General features: G+C 65.0%; 20 protein-coding genes. 12 read left to right on the top strand and 8 right to left on the bottom strand.

All coding sequences use genetic code 11. The features are described from left to right. Positions 1-61: 61 nt before the first annotated feature. Complete coding sequence (locus AB7008_RS04160; RefSeq protein WP_304492558.1) at positions 62-2,224, bottom strand: putative bifunctional diguanylate cyclase/phosphodiesterase; 2,163 nt, start codon at positions 2,222-2,224, stop codon at positions 62-64. 467 nt (positions 2,225-2,691) lie between these two features. On the opposite strand from AB7008_RS04160, the gene mepA reads away from it, so the two are divergent. The 5 genes from mepA to modC all read left to right on the top strand — a co-directional run bounded on the left by mepA (position 2,692) and on the right by modC (position 6,706). Beyond that, on the top strand, positions 2,692-3,636 hold the full coding sequence (mepA, locus tag AB7008_RS04155; RefSeq protein ID WP_304492557.1) for a penicillin-insensitive murein endopeptidase: 945 nt from the start codon (positions 2,692-2,694) through the stop codon (positions 3,634-3,636). Between the two features lie 213 nt (positions 3,637-3,849). Continuing rightward, positions 3,850-4,353 (top strand): hypothetical protein, encoded by a 504-nt coding sequence (locus AB7008_RS04150; RefSeq protein WP_304492556.1) that lies wholly within the window; start codon positions 3,850-3,852, stop codon positions 4,351-4,353. 193 nt (positions 4,354-4,546) lie between these two features. Then, positions 4,547-5,332, top strand: coding sequence for a molybdate ABC transporter substrate-binding protein (modA, locus tag AB7008_RS04145; protein WP_304492555.1), 786 nt, complete (start codon positions 4,547-4,549; stop codon positions 5,330-5,332). A gap of 13 nt (positions 5,333-5,345) precedes the next feature. Further along, positions 5,346-6,041 (top strand): molybdate ABC transporter permease subunit, encoded by a 696-nt coding sequence (modB, locus tag AB7008_RS04140; protein WP_028160381.1) that lies wholly within the window; start codon positions 5,346-5,348, stop codon positions 6,039-6,041. 2 nt (positions 6,042-6,043) lie between these two features. Further along, positions 6,044-6,706: a molybdenum ABC transporter ATP-binding protein gene (gene modC / locus AB7008_RS04135; protein WP_441258482.1), complete on the top strand. Its 663-nt coding sequence runs from the start codon at positions 6,044-6,046 to the stop codon at positions 6,704-6,706. Between the two features lie 43 nt (positions 6,707-6,749). Here the strand turns inward: modC and AB7008_RS04130 are convergent, their stop codons facing one another. Then, positions 6,750-8,543, bottom strand: a complete 1,794-nt coding sequence (locus AB7008_RS04130) for a potassium/proton antiporter (protein ID WP_304492553.1) — start codon at positions 8,541-8,543, stop codon at positions 6,750-6,752. 210 nt (positions 8,544-8,753) lie between these two features. On the opposite strand from AB7008_RS04130, the gene AB7008_RS04125 reads away from it, so the two are divergent. Further along, entirely contained in the window at positions 8,754-10,070 is a 1,317-nt protein-coding gene (locus AB7008_RS04125) for a mechanosensitive ion channel family protein (RefSeq protein ID WP_028160384.1), read from the top strand. A gap of 107 nt (positions 10,071-10,177) precedes the next feature. Continuing rightward, a complete protein-coding gene (gene map / locus AB7008_RS04120) occupies positions 10,178-10,996 on the top strand; it encodes a type I methionyl aminopeptidase (RefSeq protein ID WP_014498584.1) in 819 nt (272 codons plus the stop codon). A gap of 72 nt (positions 10,997-11,068) precedes the next feature. On the opposite strand, the gene AB7008_RS04115 is transcribed toward map, so the two are convergent. The 3 genes from AB7008_RS04115 to AB7008_RS04105 form a co-directional block, all read right to left on the bottom strand. Beyond that, positions 11,069-11,791 (bottom strand): 3-oxoacyl-ACP reductase family protein, encoded by a 723-nt coding sequence (locus tag AB7008_RS04115; RefSeq protein ID WP_441258481.1) that lies wholly within the window; start codon positions 11,789-11,791, stop codon positions 11,069-11,071. Positions 11,792-11,841: 50 nt separating this feature from the next. Then, positions 11,842-12,408 carry a TetR/AcrR family transcriptional regulator gene (locus tag AB7008_RS04110; protein ID WP_441258480.1) on the bottom strand — a complete coding sequence of 189 codons (567 nt, stop codon included), beginning with the start codon at positions 12,406-12,408 and terminating at the stop codon, positions 11,842-11,844. A gap of 97 nt (positions 12,409-12,505) precedes the next feature. Further along, on the bottom strand, positions 12,506-13,102 hold the full coding sequence (locus AB7008_RS04105; protein ID WP_441258479.1) for a bifunctional transcriptional activator/DNA repair enzyme AdaA: 597 nt from the start codon (positions 13,100-13,102) through the stop codon (positions 12,506-12,508). 133 nt (positions 13,103-13,235) lie between these two features. Here AB7008_RS04105 and AB7008_RS04100 point away from each other — a divergent pair, with 133 nt between their 5' ends. Next, the gene (locus tag AB7008_RS04100) at positions 13,236-14,174 is read left to right on the top strand and encodes a DMT family transporter (RefSeq protein ID WP_441258478.1); all 939 of its coding nucleotides are present in this window, start codon (positions 13,236-13,238) and stop codon (positions 14,172-14,174) included. A gap of 49 nt (positions 14,175-14,223) precedes the next feature. Here AB7008_RS04100 and AB7008_RS04095 read toward each other — a convergent pair whose 3' ends face one another. Further along, on the bottom strand, positions 14,224-14,664 hold the full coding sequence (locus AB7008_RS04095) for an antibiotic biosynthesis monooxygenase family protein (protein WP_441258477.1): 441 nt from the start codon (positions 14,662-14,664) through the stop codon (positions 14,224-14,226). 418 nt (positions 14,665-15,082) lie between these two features. On the opposite strand from AB7008_RS04095, the gene AB7008_RS04090 reads away from it, so the two are divergent. Together AB7008_RS04090 and radC are read left to right on the top strand one after the other, a co-directional pair. Next, positions 15,083-15,469 carry a VOC family protein gene (locus tag AB7008_RS04090; RefSeq protein WP_441258476.1) on the top strand — a complete coding sequence of 129 codons (387 nt, stop codon included), beginning with the start codon at positions 15,083-15,085 and terminating at the stop codon, positions 15,467-15,469. Positions 15,470-15,569: 100 nt separating this feature from the next. Continuing rightward, positions 15,570-16,283 carry a RadC family protein gene (gene radC, locus AB7008_RS04085; protein ID WP_441258475.1) on the top strand — a complete coding sequence of 238 codons (714 nt, stop codon included), beginning with the start codon at positions 15,570-15,572 and terminating at the stop codon, positions 16,281-16,283. Between the two features lie 275 nt (positions 16,284-16,558). Here the strand turns inward: radC and AB7008_RS04080 are convergent, their stop codons facing one another. Then, complete coding sequence (locus AB7008_RS04080; protein ID WP_441258474.1) at positions 16,559-18,190, bottom strand: winged helix-turn-helix domain-containing tetratricopeptide repeat protein; 1,632 nt, start codon at positions 18,188-18,190, stop codon at positions 16,559-16,561. A 262-nt stretch (positions 18,191-18,452) separates the two neighbouring features. Between AB7008_RS04080 and AB7008_RS04075 the strand changes: the two genes are divergently transcribed. Together AB7008_RS04075 and AB7008_RS04070 are read left to right on the top strand one after the other, a co-directional pair. Next, the gene (locus AB7008_RS04075; protein ID WP_441258473.1) at positions 18,453-19,229 is read left to right on the top strand and encodes a hypothetical protein; all 777 of its coding nucleotides are present in this window, start codon (positions 18,453-18,455) and stop codon (positions 19,227-19,229) included. A gap of 25 nt (positions 19,230-19,254) precedes the next feature. Continuing rightward, entirely contained in the window at positions 19,255-20,094 is an 840-nt protein-coding gene (locus AB7008_RS04070; protein WP_441258472.1) for a DUF1194 domain-containing protein, read from the top strand. 262 nt (positions 20,095-20,356) lie between these two features. Here AB7008_RS04070 and AB7008_RS04065 read toward each other — a convergent pair whose 3' ends face one another. Next, positions 20,357-20,602, bottom strand: a complete 246-nt coding sequence (locus tag AB7008_RS04065; RefSeq protein WP_441258471.1) for a hypothetical protein — start codon at positions 20,600-20,602, stop codon at positions 20,357-20,359. Between the last annotated feature and the right edge of the window lie 431 nt (positions 20,603-21,033).

Raw genomic sequence — 21,033 nt, 5'->3', positions numbered from 1 at the left:
CAAGATATCAGCCCCGACGGTGCGGCGCTCCCTCGCCCCGCAGGCGGGGAGAGGTAAAGCCTCACGCCACCAGAGCGGCTTTCTCGCCGTCAATGCCCCGTTGGGCGGCCAAGAGGCTGATGATCTCGGCGTTGGGCCGGGCCTTGCTGAACAGAAAGCCCTGGCCCTCGTCGCAGCCCTCGGCGCGGAGGCAGCTTAGCTCGGCCTCGGTCTCGACGCCCTCGGCGGTGATGGTGACGCCAAGGCCTTTGCCGAGGCTGACGATGGAGCGGATGATCGCCTGGGCCTCGCGGTTGGCGCCGAGATCGCGCACGAAGGACTGGTCGATCTTGATCTTGTCGAACGGGAAGCTGCGCAGATAGCTGAGGCTGGAATAGCCGGTGCCGAAATCATCCATCGAGATGCGGACGCCGAGCGCGCGCAGTGCATGCAGCGTCGCCAGCACCTGCGCGCTTTTCTCCAACAGCAGCGTCTCGGTGATCTCGAGCTCGAGCCGCCGCGGCGGCAGGCCGGAATGCTTCAGCGCGTCGGTGACCACCGAGAGCAGGTTGCCGCTGCGGAACTGGAGCGGCGACAGGTTGACGGCGACGCGGACGTCGTCAGGCCAGGTCGCGGCGTCCAGGCACGCGCGGCGCAGCATCAGGCCGCCGAGCGGATTGATCAGGCCGGTTTCTTCCGCGACCGGAATGAACTCGGCCGGCGAGACCATGCCGCGCTCGGCATGCGGCCAGCGCACCAGCGCCTCGAAGCCGGTGATGCGGCCGCTCTGGAGGTCGATCAGCGGCTGGTAATAAGGGCGCAGCACGTCGTTCTGGATCGCGTCGCGCAGCTCGACCTCGATCTTGCGGCGGCTTTGCGCCTTGGCGTCGAGCGCGGCCTCGAAGAACGCAAAGGTGCCTCGGGCATCGGCCTTGGCGCGCGACAGTGCCATGTCGGCGCTCTTGAGCAGTTTTTCGGAATCATCGCCGTCACCGGGCGCCATCGCGATGCCGATGGAGGCGCCGATCACCACCGAATGGCCGTCGAGCAGATAGGGATCGGCGATGGCTTCGAGCAGGCGCTTGGCCAGCATCACCGCATCCTCGGGACGCGTCAGCCCGCTCTGCACGATCGCGAACTCGTCGGAGTTCAGCCGCGCCAGCGCGTCCTCCTCGCGCAAGGTCGAGCGCAGCCGCTTGGCGACGCCGCGCAGCAGCTTGTCGCCGACCGCGTGTCCCAGCGTGTCGTTGACCGCCTTGAAATTGTCCAGCCCCAGCATCAGCAGCGCGACCTTGTCGGAGCTGCGCCGCATGTGCAGCAGCATCTCGTCCACCTGCTGGCGCAGCAGATTGCGGTTCGGCAGGCCGGTCAGCCCGTCATGCTGGGCCATGAAGGCGAGCCGCGCCTCGGCGCGCTTGCGTTCGGTGATGTCCATCAGTGCGAGCAGCACCGCGGGCCGATCGGCATAGGTCAATTCGCGGGAATAGATTGCAAGGTCGATCAGCGCGCCGTTGGCCTTGACGTGCTTCCAGGTGCGCGCGGCCTGCTCCTCGCTGGAGCGATCGGTGGTCCAGGGCGGCTCGCTGTCGAAAGCCTGCAACGAGCGGATCTTCAGCTTCTCGAACTCGGCGCGGCTATAGCCGTAATGGGAAATCGCGGCATCGTTGACGCCGAGGATGCGCTCGTCGTCGAGCGCACAGACGATCATGGGGACGGGATTGCCGTCGAACAGCAGGCGGAACGAGGCCTCGCGTTGCTTCAGCTCGGTGATGTCGACGCGCAGGCCGACCACGCCGCCGTCGTCGGTCAGCCGCTCGTCGATCAGGATGACGCGGCCGTCCGCGAGCATCTGCTCGTGGCGCGCGCCGGGCTGATAGAGCTTCTGCAGCCGCTCGGCGATCCACTCGTCCTCGTGGCCGGCCGCCTCGGGATAGTCGCCACGCGCGACGCCGATGCGCAGCGTGTCCTCGAGGCGCGCGCCTTCCTCGAACAGATCGGCGGTCTTGCTGTAGATCTCGGCGTATTTCCTGTTCCAGAGCACGTAACGGCCTTCGGCATCAAGAAACACGATGCCCTGCGGCAGGAGGTCGATGGCCTGGCGCAGGCGCTCATGGGATTTGCGGGCCTCGGCAATCGCGGTTTCCGCCTCGGCGCGGCTGCGCAGGAGTTCGTCGCGTTCGGGAACGGGTTGAGGCGCGCGCGCGAAGCGCGGCTTGCGCGGCTGTCGGCCAGCCCGGGCGAGCACGCCTCCCTTTCGCTTTGTTGTTTTTCGAGACCCCAAACTCAACTCTTTACGTCCCAGTCGCGCCCAGTGGCCGCAAGTTTTGGGGCAAGTGTCTGAAAAAAAAGTAATCTTGGGCGGCTGGCCGGTCGGTCGCACGGTCTGGTGACCGCAGGAAAGCAGCCCTTGTTGCCGCTTTGCGAGGCGCGGCAGCGCCGCCGGGCGCGCCAAGCCCATCACATCGTCGTCATCGGAGAACGCGATGGCGCAAAATTGCGCGCTGCCTTGAATCATTTCCGAGATCGCACGCCAATGCATGCAGAAGGCCGTGAGCACGCCTCCCACGCACGAATTTTGGTCAATGCACGAGAGGGTTATCGCGTCGTTAAGAATCGGCCGGCCGCGCGCAGGGAACTGCGACTTTCGGACAATATTTCGGCCGAAGACTGTTTCTTAACCCTGACGCCGCGTTGGGTTATAAGGATGACAGCATGAGTCCCCGCCGCCTCGCCCCTCTCCTGCTTGTCATGACGTTCCTGTCCGCCGGCGCCGCGCTGGCCCAGGACAAGGGCAGCGTCAACCCAAGACCGCTGCCGCCGCTCGCCAACCCAAACGATCCCAGCATCGGCGCCAAGGAGCTGTTCGCGCGAAAGCTGCTGCCGTCGAAGGGAACGGCTCATGTCATCGGCTCCTACAGCAAGGGCTGTATCGGCGGCGCCATGCAGATGCCGCTCAACGGCGACAATTGGCAGGTGATGCGGCTGTCGCGTAACCGCAATTACGGTCACCCCGACATGATCGCGCTGATCAAGCGGCTCGCGGCCAGGGCGCACAAGGACGCGGGATGGCCGGGCATTCTGGTCGGCGACATCGGCCAGCCGCGCGGCGGGCCGGCATTGTCAGGCCATGCCAGCCATCAAATTGGCCTGGATGCCGACATCTGGCTGACGCCGATGCCGGACCGTCGTTTGTCACGCGAGGAGCGCGAGGACATGTCGGCGGTGATGATGGTGCGCCAGGACCGGCTCGACATCGACCCCAAGGTGTTCACGCCTGGCCACGTGCTGGTGCTGCGCGACGCGGCGCAGGAGCCGGCGGTGCAGCGCATCTTCGTCAATCCCGCGATCAAGAAGGCGCTGTGCCGCGAGGCCAAGGGCGACCGCTCATGGCTGTGGAAGATCCGGCCGTGGTGGGGCCACGACTATCACTTCCACATCCGCATGCGCTGCCCGGCGGGCTCGCGCGAATGCGAAGGCCAGTCGTCGCAATCCGAGGACGAAGGCTGCGAGCCGTCCGACCTCGCCTACTGGTTCAGCGACGCCGTGCTGCATCCGAAGCCCCCACCGGAGCCGCCGAAGCCAAAGCCGCCGATGACGCTGGCGCAGATGCCGGCGGCTTGCAAAGTCGTGCTGCACGCGGCGGATGCGAAGCAATAGCGGACGCTGCGGCCTGACTCACCGCTGTCGTCCCGGGGCGCGAAGCGAGCCCCGGGATGACGAACTAGTTGGTTGGTTCGCACGGCCCAATTGCGCTAATATCCGCTTGCCGCGCGGCCGTAAGCCCGCGGCATCCCGGGATGCGCATCCCGCCGTTCGACAAGCCTGACCGCAAGCCCCGCATCTTTCGCGTGGCCAACGATGAGATTTGACATGCGCGTCCTCACCTTCCTCGCTGCGCTTTCGCTCAGTGCGACCACCGCTCTGGCTGCCGAAGAGCCCAGCGGCTGCGACAAGTTCAAATGGCCGATCGAGCGTGAGCGCGCCGCGCTCACTGCGCCGGACCGCGCCAAGCTCGTCTCGGGGAGCGAGCAGGCCGCGCTGCCCGCATCGGCCATCACGCTGGGACTGGTCGCGCCCGCGGACGCCAAGCTGCCGACGCCGCCGGAGCGGGCGCCGAAGGACGGCACCTTCGCGGGCTTCACCAGCATCAAGGCACCGAAGGCCGGGCTCTACACGGTCAGCCTGTCCGGCGGGGCCTGGGTGGACGTGGTCCAGGACGGGCATTTCCTCAAGCCCGTGGCCTTCAGCGGCGCGACCGATTGCGACGGCATCCGCAAGACCATGAAATACGAGCTGGCGGCGCAGCCTTTCGTGGTCCAGATCAGCGGCGCCAAGGACAATTCGCTGTCGATCGCGATCCTGCCGGCGCAATAAGTCGCCTGGTTGGACAAACGGCCGCCTTTGACCTGAAGGCTTAGCCTGCTATCTTCGCAGCTGCGATATCCCCGCCGGCCGTAAGCCGTTGCGGGGACACGTGGAACAGCGCTTCCGCCCGTCGCACGCCGACCCACCCAACGCCAGATTTGCGCGTGCATTTGCGCGCGCGAACTCGCACGGAGCGCATTCCATGATTCGTATTGCTGGACTTTTCACCGCTTTCGTCCTCCTCGCGGGCGCGAGCCTCTCGCCTGCCGCCGCCGAGGACAAGACCATCACCGTGTTCGCCGCCGCTTCGATGAAGAACGCGCTGGACGAGATCGACGCCGCCTACACCGCCAAGACCGGCGTCAAGTTCAGCGTCAGCTATGCCGCGAGCTCGGTGCTCGCCAAGCAGATCGAGCAGGGCGCGCCGGCCGATGTGTTCGTCTCCGCCGACACCGACTGGATGGACTACGCCATCTCCAAGAAGACCATCAACGAGCCGACCCGCGTCAATCTGCTCGGCAACAGCATCGTTCTGATCGCGCCGAAGGACTCCAAGATCGACAACGTCACGATCGCGCAGGGTTTCGACCTCGCAAAGCTCGCGGGCGACGGCAAGATCGCGACCGGCGACGTGAAGTCGGTGCCGGTCGGCAAATACGCCAAGGCGGCGCTGGAGAAGCTGGGCGCCTGGCAGGCCGCCGAGCCCAAATTCGCCATGGCCGAGAGCGTGCGCGCCGCACTGACGCTGGTCGCCCGCGGCGAGGCCAATCTCGGCATCGTCTATTCGACCGACGCCAAGGTCGAGCCCGGCGTGAAGGTCGTCGGCACCTTCCCGGCGGACTCCCATCCGGCGATCATCTATCCGGTTGCCGCGACCACCACCGCGAAGCCCGAGACCAACGACTATCTCGCCTTCCTGCGCTCGACCGCAGCCAAGACCATTCTGGAAAAATACGGCTTCAAGTTCCTGGTTAGCCCGACGACTTGATATCTACGACTTGATGCTCGACATCTCTCCCGCCGAATGGACGGCGATCCTGCTCTCGCTCAGGGTCGCCGTCATCGCGACGCTGGTCGCAACGCCGTTCGGCATTGCGCTGGCATGGCTGCTTGCCCGCCATGACTTCTGGGGCAAATCGGTGCTCGACGCGCTCGTGCATCTGCCGCTGGTGCTGCCGCCTGTCGTTACGGGTTATCTCCTGCTCCTCACCTTTGGTCGCAAGGGACTCGTCGGCGGATTTCTGGCCGACTATCTCGGTATCGTCTTCGCGTTTCGCTGGACCGGGGCGGCGCTCGCCTGCGGCCTGATGTCGTTTCCGCTGCTGGTGCGCCCGATGCGGCTGTCGATCGAGGCGATCGATCGACGGCTCGAGCAGGCGGCTGAGACGCTAGGAGCGGCGCCCTGGAAAGTGTTCTTCACGGTGACGCTGCCGTTGGCGCTGCCCGGCGTGCTCGCCGGCATGGTGCTGGGCTTTGCCAAGGCGATCGGCGAGTTCGGCGCGACCATCACCTTCGTCTCCAACATTCCCGGCGAAACCCAGACGATTTCCTCGGCGATCTACTCGCTGATCCAGACGCCCGATGGCGACGCGGCCGCGGGGCGACTCGTGATCATCTCGATCGTGCTCGCGCTCGGCGCGCTGATCGCCGCCGAATGGTTCGCCCGCCGCGCCACCCAGCGCCTGCACGGGAACTGACCATGCTGCGCGTCGACGTCGAAAAACAGCTCGGCGATTTCTCGCTCTCCGCAACCTTCACCGGCGAAGGTCGCGTCATCGGCCTGTTCGGCGCGTCGGGCGCCGGCAAGAGCTCGCTGGTCAACATGATCGCGGGCCTGCTGCGGCCCGACCGCGGCACGATCGTGATCGATGGCGAGACCGTCGACGACACCGCGGCCGGCATCCATGTCCCGACCTGGCGCCGCCGCATCGGCTACGTATTCCAGGACGCGCGGCTGTTTCCGCATCTCAACGTCGCGCAAAATCTCGACTACGGCCGGCGGATGAGCGGCCTCGCGCCCGATCCGGCCCAGCACAAGCGCATCATCGAGCTGCTCGACATCGGTGCGCTGCTCGACCGCCGCCCAGGAAAGCTCTCCGGCGGCGAACGCCAGCGCGTGGCGCTCGGGCGCGCACTGCTGTCGAGGCCGCGCCTGCTGCTGCTCGACGAACCGCTCGGCGCGCTCGACGAGGGCCGCAAGCTTGAGATCCTGCCCTACCTGGTGCGGCTGCGCGATGAGGCCAATGTCCCCATGGTCTATGTCAGCCACGACGTTGCCGAACTGCGCCAGCTCGCGACGCAGATCGTGATGCTGAAACAGGGCCGCGTGACGTCGTTCGGCGGGGTGAAGGTGTTGACGTAGCGGTCGTAGCCCACTCCCGTCATTGCGAGCGCAGAGCGCGGCGCTAAACCCCCGCCACCGACGTCCACAAATCCGCGAGCTTGCGCCGCAGCGTCTGCCGGCGCGTCAGCGGCGCGGGCGTTTCCTCGTCCTCCGGCAGACGCAGGCCGACGACGTTGACGCGGCCGCCGGAGATGCTGCGCGCGACCAGCACGATCTCGTCCAGCGGCAGCTCGGCGCCCTCCTTCGGCGCGCGGTCGAGATGGACGTCGAAATAGTCGGCGAGGGTCAGCTTGCCGTCATCCTCGCCGACCTTGACGCCGTAGATCGCGGCAAGCTCGGCCAGCGTGTGTTCGCCCGAGACCATGAAGTCGCCGAGCAAATGCGGATCCGGCGCTGAGCTCGGCTGCATGTCGACGAAGAAGCGGTCGAGTGACTCGGCCTTTTCCGGCGGGGCCAGCAGATAGATGTAGTCGCCGGGCGCGATCGGATCGGCTTCCGTCGGGGTCAAGATGTTCTCGTTGCGGATCACCAGCGTCGGCTTGGACCAGGACGGGATCAGACCGCGGCGGAAATACAGGCTCTTGGGCCGCACCGGATAGCCGACGAGCTGCTGCTCGAGCTGGCCGGGCAGATCCAGCTCGACACGGCGCGGACCACGCTCGGCGCGCGGCAGCGCCACGTGCAGCTTGCGCGCGGCGGGCGCCAGCGTCCAGCCCTGCAGCAGGAGCGAGATGATGACGACGACGAAGGCGACGTCGAAATAGAGATAGGCCTTCGACAGGCCGACCAGCATCGGGATCGACGCCAGGAAGATCGCGACCGCGCCGCGCAGCCCGGTCCAAGCGATGAAGATCTTCTCGCGCCAGTTGAAGCGGAACGGCGCCAGGCACACGAACACCGCGACCGGCCGCGCGACCAGCATCAGGACGAATGCGACGGCGACCGCCGGCAACGCGCTCGCGCCGAGCCGGCTCGGCGAAACCAGCAGGCCCAGCAGCACGAACATCACGATCTGCGCCAACCAGGTCGCGGCATCCAGGAACGCCACCACGGAATTATGCGCGCGGGTCGGGCGGTTGCCGATGATGATGCCGGCGAGATAGACCGCGAGGAATCCGGAGGCGTGCATGATCTGCGAGCCGCCGAAGATCACGAGCGCGCCCGTGGTCACGAACGGCGCATGCAGGCCCTGCGGCAGCGCAACATGGTTGAGCGCGACGACGACGAGGCGTCCCCCGACCACGCCGACGACGGCACCCAGCACTGCCTCCTGGATGAACTCCATCGCCACATGGCCCGCGGAGCTCGATCCCAGCGAGATGTATTCGACCAGCATCAGGGTGAGGAAGATCGCGAAGGGATCGTTGGTGCCGGATTCGGCCTCCAGCGTCGCGCCGACGCGCGGGCGCAGGCGCAGGCCCTGGGTGTGCACCAGCAGGAACACTGCAGCGGCGTCGGTTGAGGCCACGACGGCACCGACCAGCAGCGATTCCGTCCAGTTGAGGTCGAGCGCGTATTTGGCGAACGGCGCCGTGATCAGCGCGGTCAGAAGCACCCCGACGGTCGCGAGCACGACGGAGGGCGCGAGCACGGTGCGGATGCTGGCAAAGCGCGTCTTCAGGCCGCCGTCGAACAGGATCAGGGCGAGCGCCACCGAGCCGACCAGATAGGTGGTGCGGACGTCGTCGAACTGAAGCTGCCCGGGGCCGGAATCGCCCGCGAGCATGCCGATGGCGAGGAAGACGAGCAGCAGGGGCGCGCCGAAGCGCAGAGCAAGCAGGCTCGACAGGATACCGGCCATGACGAGGACGGCGCCGAGCAATATGGCGAGGCTGACAGAGTCGAGGGAAGCCATCCACCTTCCGGGTACAAATCGCTGGAATTGCATCCTTATCGTCGGCAGACTCCCACGCCAACCCATTTTCTCCCGCTCGCGGCAATCTGCCCGTATTTTGCGGCCTTAACGCGCTTCACTTAGCGGTGTATCGATGGCCCGGCGGCGCCCTTTGTGGGATTCGGCGGCGCCCTCGAATCAAATCCTCCCGCCTGCTTGCCGACGAGACCGATGGACATGGACCTCAAAGACTTCATGGAGTTCGTGCAGACCACCGCGCGCAGCGTCGGGGCGGAAATCTCCTCACCCTGGTTCTACCTGCAATTCGGCCTGATCCTGGCCGCGGCCGGCATCGCCTATGCCGCGGAGGCCGGGGTTCGCAACCGCGTCGACATGACGTCGCTGGCGATGCGCTGGCCGCTGCCGCTCCGGCACTTCGCCAGGGTGATGGTCTCCAGCGCCTCGACGGCGGTGTTCACCCTGATGGTGATCATCTCCCGCGTGGTGATGTCTCACGCGACCTGGCCGAGCCGCAGCTATCTCCTGATGGTCGCCGCCAAGCTGGGGCTGGCCTGGCTTGCGATCCGGCTCGTGACCTCGGTGCTGCGCAACGCCTTCATCGTCAAGCTGGTGTCGATCACGGCGTGGTTCGTCGCGGCGCTGTCCATCATCGGACAGCTCGATGCCACGGTCGACCTGCTCGATTCCTTTGCGATCGTGCTCGGCGGCCTGCGGCTGACGCCGCTGCTGGTGATCAAGGCCGGCGCGCTGCTGCTCATCGCGCTCTGGGCCACCAACATCGCCAGCAATTTCGCCGAGAGCCGGATCAACTCGACCACCGATCTGACGCCGTCGGTGCAGGTGCTGCTGGTCAAGATCATCCGCATCGGGCTGCTGGCCATCGCAATCGTCATTGCGCTCGGCGCGGTCGGCATCGATCTCTCGGCGCTCGCGGTATTCTCCGGCGCGGTCGGCGTCGGCATCGGTATCGGCCTCCAGAAGATCGTCGCCAACTTCATCTCGGGCATCATCCTGCTCGCGGACAAGTCGGTGAAGCCGGGCGACCTCGTCACCATCGGCGACAACACCGGGCGCATCAGTGCGATGAAGACACGCTATATTTCCGTCGCCGCCGGCGACGGCCGCGAATTCCTGGTGCCGAACGAGGACCTGGTGACGCAGAAGGTCGTCAACTGGACCTATACCGACAAGAACACGCTGGTGAAGATCGCCTTCGGCACCAATTACGACGCCGATCCGCGGCTGGTCTGCAAGCTCGCCGCGGAGACCGCCGCCGCCCATCCCCGCGCGCAGAAGGGCAAGCCGCCGAACAGCATCCTGACCGAGTTCGCGGAAGCCGGGATGAAGTTCTCGCTGACCTTCTGGATCGCGGACCCCGACGGCATGGATGGCGTCAAGAGCGACGTGATGCTGGCACTGTGGGAGGCCTTCAAGCGCGAGGGCATCCGGGTTCCCTATCCCGTCCGCGAGATTCGCGTCCGGGGCGGCGCCCTGCCGGTGGAAACCACCGTAGAAGTCCCGAATTAGGCCCTGTTTCGGGTGCAAGAGGCACGCCTGACTTGCATGAGGGCCCGTGATCATTAGATTATGGCCCTGAAATCAAGCCCTTCCGCCGACACCGAGACCAGCCCCGCATGAGCTACGTCGAAGCCTCCGATACCTCCCTGCGCAAGACCGGACAGATCAAGCTGCACGGGCCGAGCGCCTTTGCCGGCATGCACAAGGCGGGCGCGCTGGTGGCGAAGTGCCTCGACGAGCTCACCGACATCGTCGGGCCCGGCGTGCCGACCGAGCGCATCGACCAGTTCGTCCGCGACTTCGCCTTCAGCCACGGCGCCTATCCGGCGACGCTGATGTATCGCGGCTACCGCTACTCGACCTGCACCTCGCTCAACCACGTGGTCTGCCACGGCATGCCGGGCGACCGTCCGTTGAAGGAAGGCGACATCGTCAACATCGACGTCACCTTCATCGTCGACGGCTGGTACGGCGATTCCAGCCGGATGTATGCGGTCGGCCCGATCGCCCGCAAGGCCGAACGGCTGATCGAGGTGACGTATGAGGCGATGATGCGCGGCATCGCCGCGGTGAAGCCGGGCGCCACGACCGGCGACATCGGCCACGCCATCCAGAGCTTCGTCGAGCCGCAGGGCATGAGCGTGGTGCGCGATTTCTGCGGCCATGGCCTGGGGCGCATGTTCCACGACGAGCCGAACATCATCCATATCGGCCGGCCCGGCGAAGGCGTTCAGCTCAAGCCCGGCATGTTCTTCACCATCGAGCCGATGATCAATCTCGGCAAGCCGCACGTGAAGATCCTCTCCGACGGCTGGACCGCGGTGACCCGCGACCGCTCGCTGTCGGCGCAGTTCGAGCACTCCGTCGGCGTGACCGCGACGGGCGTCGAGATCTTCACGCTGTCGAAGCGGCACGGCGAGAAGCAGATCGGGTGATGGCCCGGCAGGACCGCGATGCGATCCTGCCATCCCATTCGCCGGCGACGATCCGTCGTCAGAAGCGGCCTCTTACAGCACGTAGCCGCCATCGATGGTGAGACTGGCGCCGGTCATATAGCCGGATTCCGGGCCCGCCAGATATGACACCAGCGCGGCGATCTCGCCGGGCTCACCGACCCGCTTCAACGGAACGATCTCTTTCAGCCGCGACACCATCGTGGCCGTCATGTCGGTCTCGGTCGGGCCCGGCTGGACGTTGTTGACCGTGATCCGGCGAGGCGCCAGGTCGAGCGCAACGCCGCCGACCATGGAAGCAACAGCGGCCTTGGTCATGGCATAGACACTGCCTCCCGGCGTCCCTGTCCGGATCGCGGTGTTGCTCCCGATCGTGATGATGCGGCCGCCGTCACGCATCTGCCCGGCTGCCGCCTGGATGGCCAGAAAGACGCCGCGGATATTCACATCGAGAATGAGGTCGAGGTCTTCGAGGCTGAACTGCTCGACGGGGCCGAGGCGGAGAATACCCGCGTTGACGACGACCGCATCAAGCACCCCAAGCCGGTCCACGGTCTCGGCGACGGCCGCGCGGATCGCGGCGGGATCGGCGCTATCGGCCTTGATCGCGACGGCCTTGCGGCCAGCGTTTTCGATCGCGGCCACGATTTCGCCGGCACTGTCCGGTCGCGACACGTAGGTCAGCGCGATATCGAACCCGTCCCGCGCGAGACGGACCGCGATCGCGGCGCCAATGCCGCGCGCCCCGCCAAACACCAATGCGACTTTGCTGCTCATCTGCTCGCTCCTTATTTTGAACAATCGTTCCAGATTTGGCCAAAAAAAAATTACACGAGGGCGCGCAAAGCCATGGCTCCGAGCACCCGCAATTGGCGCGGCCTGGCACCACCGCGCGCGGCGATGCGAATGCCGGCAACACTCGCCAGCAGAAACTCGGCTGCGTCGTCGGCGTCGAGATCCCGCGCCACGTCGCCATCGGCCTGCGCTTCACGCAAGCGTTGCGAAACGGCGCCCTGGAGCGCGCGGCCTGACGCCGCATGGATGCTGGTGAGGTCATCCCGCGCGCGCCCGAACTCGCTGATCGAGCCGATGCCAAGGCAAGCCTCGTTCGCGTCGCGAACGACGCGGTCGATCATCGCCCTGAGGCCGTCAATGGCGCGCGGCCGCCCCCGCAGCGCCGCAAGATGGGCTTCGACCTCGCTGGCCGCGTAGCGGCGCACCGCTGCGCAATAGAGTTGCCATTTGTCGCCAAACGTATCGTAGATGCTCTGGCGGCCGATCCCCATGGCGTCGACAAGCATCGGCGTCGAGGTTCCCTCGAAACCGTGCTCGCGAAACACACCGATCGCGGCATCGAGCGCCTCGTCCTGATCGAATTCCTTGGTCCTTGCCATGACACGACAATAGTTATTCTAGAATGAATAGTCAATTATCAAATGCAGCGGCATTGCCTGCGACACCGCGGCGAGTAGATCGGCCTGGCTCGGCGTCCTAGTGGCGGCGCCGGAATGACGACGGCGGCCGCTTGTAGGTCGCGACAAAGGCATCGTTGAATCTGCGAACGCTGCCGAAGCCGGCGGCGAAGGCGATCTCCGCCAATGTCATGCTGGTCTGGTCGATCAGACGCTTGGCTTCCTGCACACGCCGGGTCGCGGCGATCTCGCTCGGGCTCGCACCGGCGTGGCGCATGAACAGGCGGAGCAGATGGCGCGGTCCGACTCCCAGGACTTCCGCAAGGTCCATCATCGACGCGCGATCCAGGAAGCCGTCATTGATCAGGCGCATCCCGCGCGCGACGGTGGTGGCCGTTCCCATCCAGGCCGGCGATCCCGGCGCGGTTTCCGGCCGGCAGCGCAGGCATGGGCGAAATCCGGCGCGCTCGGCGGCAGCGGCGGTCGCATAAAAGGTGACGTTCTCGGAGCGAGCGGGGCGAACCGGACAGACCGGCCGGCAATAGATGCGCGTCGAGCGAACGCCGGAGAAGAACAGCCCGTCGAACGCGCGTGCCCGCGCCAGCCGCGCCCGATCGCACGTCTCCCTATCGAGATGCGGCGGCAGCGTCTGCCGATGTGCCGAGCCTGTTGCCATGGCGGAAGAATAGTTTCAACGCAGCCCGCCGAGTAGCTGGAATCGGACTCGATCGGGCGATGAGGTCCGAATTCAGCCAGCCTGCATCACCGCGCCGGATCATGGTCCCGGTCCATCCCGGAGCAGATTCGCAATGCACGCGCAGGCGCAACCAACGACGTCAGGACAAACCACGCTCACGTTAGAGATCGGGCTTCTGCTCCTCCTCTCACTGATCTGGGGCAGCTCGTTCACGCTGATCAAGGTCGCAATCCCGACAATCCCGCCATTCACGATGGTCGCCGCGCGCGTGACGATCGCGGCCATTCTCCTGGTCGCGATCGCGCGCGCTCAGGGGCACACTCTTCCCGGTCGAGGACCGGTGTGGACGGCTTTCTTCGTGCAGGGGCTGCTGCAAAGCGCGCTGCCGTTTACCCTGATCAGCTGGGGCGAGATGCATATCGCAAGCGGTCTCGCCGGCGTGCTCAATGCAACCCCGCCGATGTTCGTGCTCGCGATCGCGATGATGACCGGACGCGGTCGGTGGGCGATCAGCAGCCGGAAGATCATCGGCGTCGCGCTTGGTCTTGCGGGCGTCGCGGTGACGATCGGCATCGATGCGCTGTCCGCCTTGGGCACGACGGCCCCGCTGGCGCAGGCCGCCGTGCTCGGCGCAAGCCTCTGCTACGCGCTCGCACCGATATGGGGGCAGCGGTTCTCCGGCTTTCCCGCCACCGTCACCGCGGCCGGCGCCATGAGCTGTGCCGCAATCCTCATGGTCCCTGCCGCACTCGTCCTCGAGCGACCCTGGACGCTGGCACCGACTTCGCACGCGGTCGCGGCCGTCGTCAGCCTCGCGGTGGTCTGCACGACGCTCGCGATGGTGATCTATTTCCGCTTGATCCGCACGCTCGGCCCACTCGGCACGACCAGCGGTAGCTATCTGCGCGCCGGCTTCGCGGTGGCGCTCGGCACGGCATGGCTCGGCGAACGCTTCACCTGGTCGGCCCTTGCAGGCATGACGCTCATTCTCGCCGGGGTCATCGCCATCACGATACCCCTGCCGGCGCGGCGCCGTGGTCTCGAACCGTAAGAGCGCCCGCGGGGCGATCTTTTGGACCGCCCCGCGCCGCCGTTACCGATCAAGCGTGATTGACCTCGACGACCTCGCACAGGATCGTCTCGGCCTTCGACAGCGCCGCAAGGCGCTGGATGTACGGCGCGAATCTCGGATCCTTGCGGAAATTCTCGATGTCCCCTGCGCTTGCCCATTGCGAGTAGTTGATCGCGCGCCGGCCCTCCTTGCTGGCGTGGACGCTGGACGAGATGAACCCGGGCTGCTTGCTGAAGAAGGTCTCGGTGCCTTCCTTCAGGAGTTGCACCAGCTTGTGCTGATTGTCCGGCTCGACCGTGAAAACGTTGACGAGGGTCGTGACGTCGCTGCCGGTGCGAATGGTCGCTTCCATCTTCGAGCTCCTGGTCTGGCCATGGGACGGCGCCGCCTGCGCGGCGAGCAAGGCGCCGGCTCCGAGGCCGGTGGCAACGAAGGCACGACGCGACGGCTCAGGTCTGGTCCGGGACATTGATATTCTCCTGTTGCGGAAGATCGGCTGGCCACTCGACCGGCCGACAGCGCTGAGACGAACGAGGCGGGAGAACGAAGACAGCTGGTGCGAACTTTTTTTTCCGACGGCTCATTCGCCCCGACCGTGGACGGCGCCGGGAATCCGGGTCGGCAACATCCTGACCGGCTCCCGGCGTTGCCGATGCGCGCGAACCCTGCTACCCAGAGCGCGCCGAAAAAGGCATGGCCGGATTGGTAAGCTCGGCCTGTTCCTGACTTGCCAGGAATTCTGCCACCGTCTCCACGGTAGGACCCACGGCCGGACAGAGTGACGCGATCGTCACGCTGCTCGGCGGGTCATGTCATCGTGTCACCTCGGCCGCCGCTCAGTGTGGAATCTCGTTCCGTCCGTTCCTTCACCTGAACGGAGAGCACCTATGCGACTGCAACATCTCAACCTCGTGACCTCGGACGTCACCGCGCTTGCCGCCTTCTTCGAGCGCTTCTTCGGCTTTGCACCCTATGCCTCGCGCGGCGAGGCCCTCGTCGTCCTGCGCAACAAGGAGGATTTCATCCTGACCGTGATGCGCGGCAAGACAGGCGAGCCGACCGACTACCCCGCCAATTTCCATATCGGCTTCTACTACGACGAGGCAGCCGAGGTGGAAGCCAAGCACGCCGAGCTAAAGGCCGCGGGCCTCAACCCGAGCAGGATCGCCTTCATGGACCGTGGCGGCGGTGCGCGCGTCCCGCATTTCTATGTCACCGCGCCGGGCCATGTCCTGGTCGAGGTCTGCACCCCGCCGGGAGGGCTTTCGCCGTAGGCAGACGACGAGGCCCCCGGCGGCCGCGCCAATGAGCGAGCCGCCGGGGCCAGACACTTCCCGGTTGCAAAACGCGCGCCGTACGGCATGGTTATGCCTGATGCCCGCCAAGACCGACCACGACAAGAGCAAGCCCGAGGACGCGCCGCATTATCACGGCCATCGCGAGCGGCTGCGCGAGCGCTTCTACAGCGCCGGCGCGGATGCGCTCAGCGACTACGAGCTGTTGGAGATGGCGCTGTTTCCGGCGCTGCCGCGGCGCGACACCAAGCCGCTGGCGAAGACGCTGATCAAGACGTTTGGCTCGTTCGCCGAGGTCGTCCATGCCCCGGTGGCACGCCTGCGCGAGGTCGACGGCATCGGCGAAGGCGCGATCCACCAGCTCAAGCTGATCGCGGCGGCAACGCACCGCGTCGCCAAGGGCGAGGTCAACAGCCGCAACGCGCTGTCGTCCTGGAACGAAGTGATCGACTATTGCCGCTCCAGCATGGCGTTTTCAGACAAGGAGCAATTCCGCCTGCTCTTCCTCGACAAGCGCAACCAGCTGATCGCCGACGAGGTGCAGCAGACCGGCACCGTCGATCACACCCCGGTCTATCCGCGCGAGGTGATCAAGCGCGCGCTGGAGCTGTCGGCGACCGCGCTGATCCTGGTGCACAACCACCCCTCAGGCGATCCCTCGCCCTCGCAGGCCGATATCCAGATGACCAAGGCGATCATCGACATCGCCAAGCCGCTGGGGATCGCCGTGCACGATCACATCATCGTCGGCAGAAACGGGCATGCCAGCCTGAGGGGAATGAAGCTGATCTAAACGACGTCGCCTCTTGGGCGCTAAAGCGGACCTTACCTCGAACCTCGCAAAGCGACGCGATTGACCCATCTGAGACATCGGCTGCCTGCGCGAAACAGTTCGGCCGAACTCACGAGAAATCTTCTCTCATTGGCTCTCGATGTTACGGACGAGCGGACACCGGCCTTAAAAGGCAAAGCGACGCGGATCACTCGATCCGGAACGGCATCGAAAGCCGCTTCTGCGCCGAAAAGGCCAATTTGGAATGATCGCATCAGGTTCACGCGCCTGAAGCTTTACTGGGCCATTGCCGAGGTGTTGCTCTTGCGAAGTCTGTCGAGGTCCTCATCAACCGCCAGAGCCATCGGCGTATTCCGCGGCGTCATCCGGTACGTCTGCAAAGAGGGTGCAGCCGCGACCAAAGCGGGCCACGCCGCCTCCGCGTCGGCGGCATGGCCGGTACGAATGAGCGACGATAGCCAGACCGCCTTGCAGACACCTATCGCAGGAGTTCGATCCATACATTCGCGGGCGAAACGCAGCGCATCCTCGTAATCCTGCACGGAATAGCGCAGCCTTGCCCCGTAGAGCGCGTAGTGCGCTGGGCGTACCGGGCTCCAGGAGATCGCCTTCTCGAAGGCTCCAATCGCTGCCTGGGTTCGACCGGCATAATGCAATGCACCGGCGAGGACGACCCAGTTGTCCGGATCGCCAGGGCCGAGTTCGATCGCCCGCTCGGCCGCGCTCACCGCTGACTCAGGGTCCTGACCTGCGTCGGTTACTAAGGACAGCACTCGCCACGAACTGGCACGCAGCGGATCCAGCGCAATCGCGCGCCTGACGTCGGCGATCGCCTGCGGCAAGTCCTGACGACTGAGCCCAGGATCGTGATGGCCAAAAATCAGCATCTTCTTCACCAGTCCGAGTCCCGTCCACGCGGGCGCGTAGTTCGGATCAAGGCGGACCGCTAGTTCGAGTTCCTGCCGCGCTTGGCGGAGGCTCTCGGGACTTGGTACCATGGTCAGCGCAAGCGTGCGCAGCACGCGCGCATGCACATCAAGCGAGGCCGGCGCGCGGCTCCGTAACGCCGCCCGGTCCGACTCGCGCACGGTTGCACCAAGCGAGGCGCTGATCCGAGAGATCAACGTTTCAGTAACGTCGGGGAGGTCCTGCGCGGTGGGCTCGAACCGGCCGCTCCAGACGATGCGGCTGTTGCCGGAATTGATCAATTGCACGTGGAGCTGCAGCCGGTCGCCGCGTCTCTCCGCGCTGCCATCCACAAGGTAGCGAGCGCGGGTCATCGCAGCGATCTGCGCCGGCGACAGGTTCTTGCCGCTAAGTTCGGCTGTGGCGAGGGTTGCGACGATGTGCAGGTCGGGGTTGCGCGCAAGTTCGGAGGCGATCATGTAGGCTAACCCGTTGCCGTCCGGACTGCCTTCCTGAGAGGTGTTGAGTACGCGCAGGGGTAGAACTGCAACATCGGCCACCATCCTCTTGTGTACTTTGGGGGGCCCGGAGCCGGCGCCGAGCAGTAGAAATTGCCAAACCAGCACAATCGCGACTGCCACCATCGCAAGGGCGGCGGCCAGGCGATAGAATCTTCGCACATCGCGCGGCGCCGTGTCGGCCGCGTCAACGATCAGAAGGTAACCGCGTCGTGGCATCGTCCGCACGACTTGCTGCCGGCTGTCACCGAGCGCGCGCCGGATCTCGACCACGCATTGCACGAGCGAGTCGTCGGTGACCGAAACGCCCGGCCACACTCGCGTACCGAGATCCAGTTTTGTAACCAGCTCGCCGGGACGGCGCCCCAATTCAAGCAAAACTGCCAGAGCCTGAGGCCGCAGCTCAACGGCCTGGCCGTGCCGGTCAAATAACTGCGCCTGATCCAAATTGAGCGTGTATCCGTTCAGCCGCAGGCAGGTCATGCGCACACCTCCCGCCAAAGATCTTAGCGGACCGGAAAGTGCGTCTCAAGGCAGCGGCCCAGCCCGATTTCGTCCTTTATCGTGCCTTTTCGTGCGGTTTTCCCGCAGACCTGCACTACGTTGACAACCGGAGAGCCGCTGCCCTGAGCCCGCGGTAACCGAATAACGCGATACCGAGAAAGCTGCACCGCGCTCACGGGGCGCGGAGTGTGTCCAGTGCGCAACAGCAGACGGTGGACTCATTCTTCTCGCGAGATTGCAAATGCGGAAGAGACTTTCGATAGCCATCACAGCGGGAAGGGCACATTGCGGCGGAGTCGACCGTCATTCGCGCGCGCGCCGGGGCAGCCGTTACTTCATTGTGACGATACTGTGCGCGGCCTGCATCGTTCAGTTCGCAACCAATCCGGCGCGGGCTCAATGCACGGCTCGCGATGTCTTGCAAAACCAGCTGAAGCTCAAGACGCACCCCGCCAAGGTGTCCCAGCAACTCATTCAGTCCGGCCGCGATGTGGCGACATGGAAGACCATTACCATTGGCAACTTCGCTGATCCGCTTGGACTGCGCAATAAACTAGACGGCATGGGCTGCGGTATCGGTGGGCAGGCCGCTGAAATACTTGCTCGACCGACATTCATCCTTGGCTCTCGCAAGACAGACGTGGAGCTTGTCCTCGTATCGCCAGCCCAGCTTGGATTCACGTCCGATACTGTGACCTTGGCTGATGTTTACGCACGTGCTCGACAGTTCGGCTTCGAACTCGCGGCAGCCGAAGTCGGCCCGCAATTGCGCATCCAATATCTTGACCAGCTTATCGGTGAATTTCTCATCATCGGAATGGAGCCAATCAAGACGTGGAGTGGCGAGCCGATTATTCTGAATGTAGCAAATGGCGGCGCCGGATTGATCCTCATCGGCCAGGACGGCAGAGCCAGTTCCGAAATACACGTGACATCTCGGTTCGTCTTCGCGCGCCCGCATCAATCCGCACCCGGCGCTGGACCGATCGATCAGGCAGCGGCGTTTCTGCCACCATGAAGAGGAATCAAGCAGTGAGGCCACCATGCTTCATCGTGTCTCCATCGCAGCGGCATTGATCGCCGGAGCGATCGCCGGAGGTGAAGTCGCCAACACGGCCGCCCTCAATTCGGGGTACCGAGTGGTTGCCGGCAGCGAGCAGCCATCGGTCGATGTCGAACTCGTTCTTGCTGTAGATGTCTCCTATTCAATGGATCCCGGCGAGCTTTTGCTTCAGCGCGAGGGTTACGCGGAGGCCATCGTTTCCAACGAATTTCTCCAGGCGCTCAAGGCCGGGCCGAACCGAAGGTTGGCCCTGGCCTATGTCGAATGGTCTGGGCCGAACGATCAGAAAATCATCGTGCCGTGGAGATTGATCGACAGCCACGAATCTGCAGCTGCGGTGGCGGCGGAAATCGCGAAAGCGCCGGTTCGCCTGGGCTCACGCACCTCGATTTCTGGCGCGATAAATTTCGCATTGCCGCTGTTCGATGCGGATCCGTATCGTGGACTGCGGCGCGTGATCGACGTTTCCGGCGATGGCGTGAACAACGACGGAAGCCCAGTTACCATCGCACGTGACGCGGCGCTGGCAAGGGGCATTACCATCAACGGATTGCCGATCATGCTCGAAGGAAGGCTTCCGTCGCAAATGGACATCGACGACCTCGATCTCTATTACGAGGATTGTGTGATTGGCGGGTCAGGCTCGTTTATGGTGGCGATCAGAAGCCGCGACGGGTTCAAGGAGGCGATCCGAACAAAACTCCTGCTCGAGGTTGCCGGCGGCGTGCCCAGGGACCGGATCGTTTCGGTGACCGAAAGGGAGCCGCGAATATCCTGCCTCATTGGTGAGGCAATATGGGCGAAGCGAAGCCGGTGGTGAGCGCTTCGGTACCTTTTTGGAAGGCGCACAGCTCGATCCGCGTTGAACGAGCGTAGTACGTCTGCTCATGGCCCGTTCGAGACATGCCGACCGACTTTGAGAATGTCTGCGAACCGGGGAAGACCGGAAGTGGCCAGCGCACAAGGCAGGCCGCTTCCATGCGGCCGTCTTCGCTTGGTCACGAATGACTCGGATTGCCTACAACGCGCCGATCGCCTCGGTCTCTCAGCGAGCTCGGCAGGGCGGGCCGATGATCACTTCCTTACGGCAGCGACCCTCTGAGGTCCGCGACGCCAAAATCTACCGTGGCTCCGCCACCGCTCTCGGAAGTCGTCCGGGTGCGGGCGTCGCTGTGCGCTGGCACAGCGATGACCCGGTCGCCTTTCTTCTCCGCCAGTCCGGCATTTCGAGCGAGGATCGCGCCAAGCAAAAGCATCGTGACCATCAGCCCGCTCACGGACGCAGTCACATAAACATTGGACCAATTGCGCATCACTACACCACCCATGCGCATCGCCCCGGCCCGATGCAACATGCGTCGTTGAGTCGTTGGGCGATTTGGTGGCGCGGCAGTGGCGTTCTGGCGTTCACCTCACTTGTTACGCGGTGGCGGCCACTCGTTGCAGGCTCGTGGCGAGCGGATTGCTTTGAGCAGCCTTTCCTGTGGACCGCCGCACTTCCATCACAGGAGGCAGCATGGACTCAGGCATACTCCGAAATTGCGCGGCTTGCTCTCCCGGCCGCGCGGATTTGGCCTGGAGCCCCGGCTGGTACGGTCGGGGCTCTCTTTGGAGCAGCTCTCTGAGACCATTCAGCTTGGCCTGGGCGGCGGTCTTCGTGCTGCCAGTCGCCTAAGCCACTAACCCGATCACTGGCTCCGTCAGAACTGCTGACGTTGCCATCGCCTCCGGGATTTCAGCGCTGTTCGTCTGGATCAGA

This window comes from Bradyrhizobium sp. 521_C7_N1_3, assembly GCF_052075975.1.
Taxonomy (GTDB): Bacteria; Pseudomonadota; Alphaproteobacteria; order Rhizobiales; family Xanthobacteraceae; genus Bradyrhizobium; species Bradyrhizobium japonicum.
The sequence above is the reverse complement of the archived record's forward strand: the minus strand, read 5'-3'. Positions and strand labels throughout refer to the sequence as shown.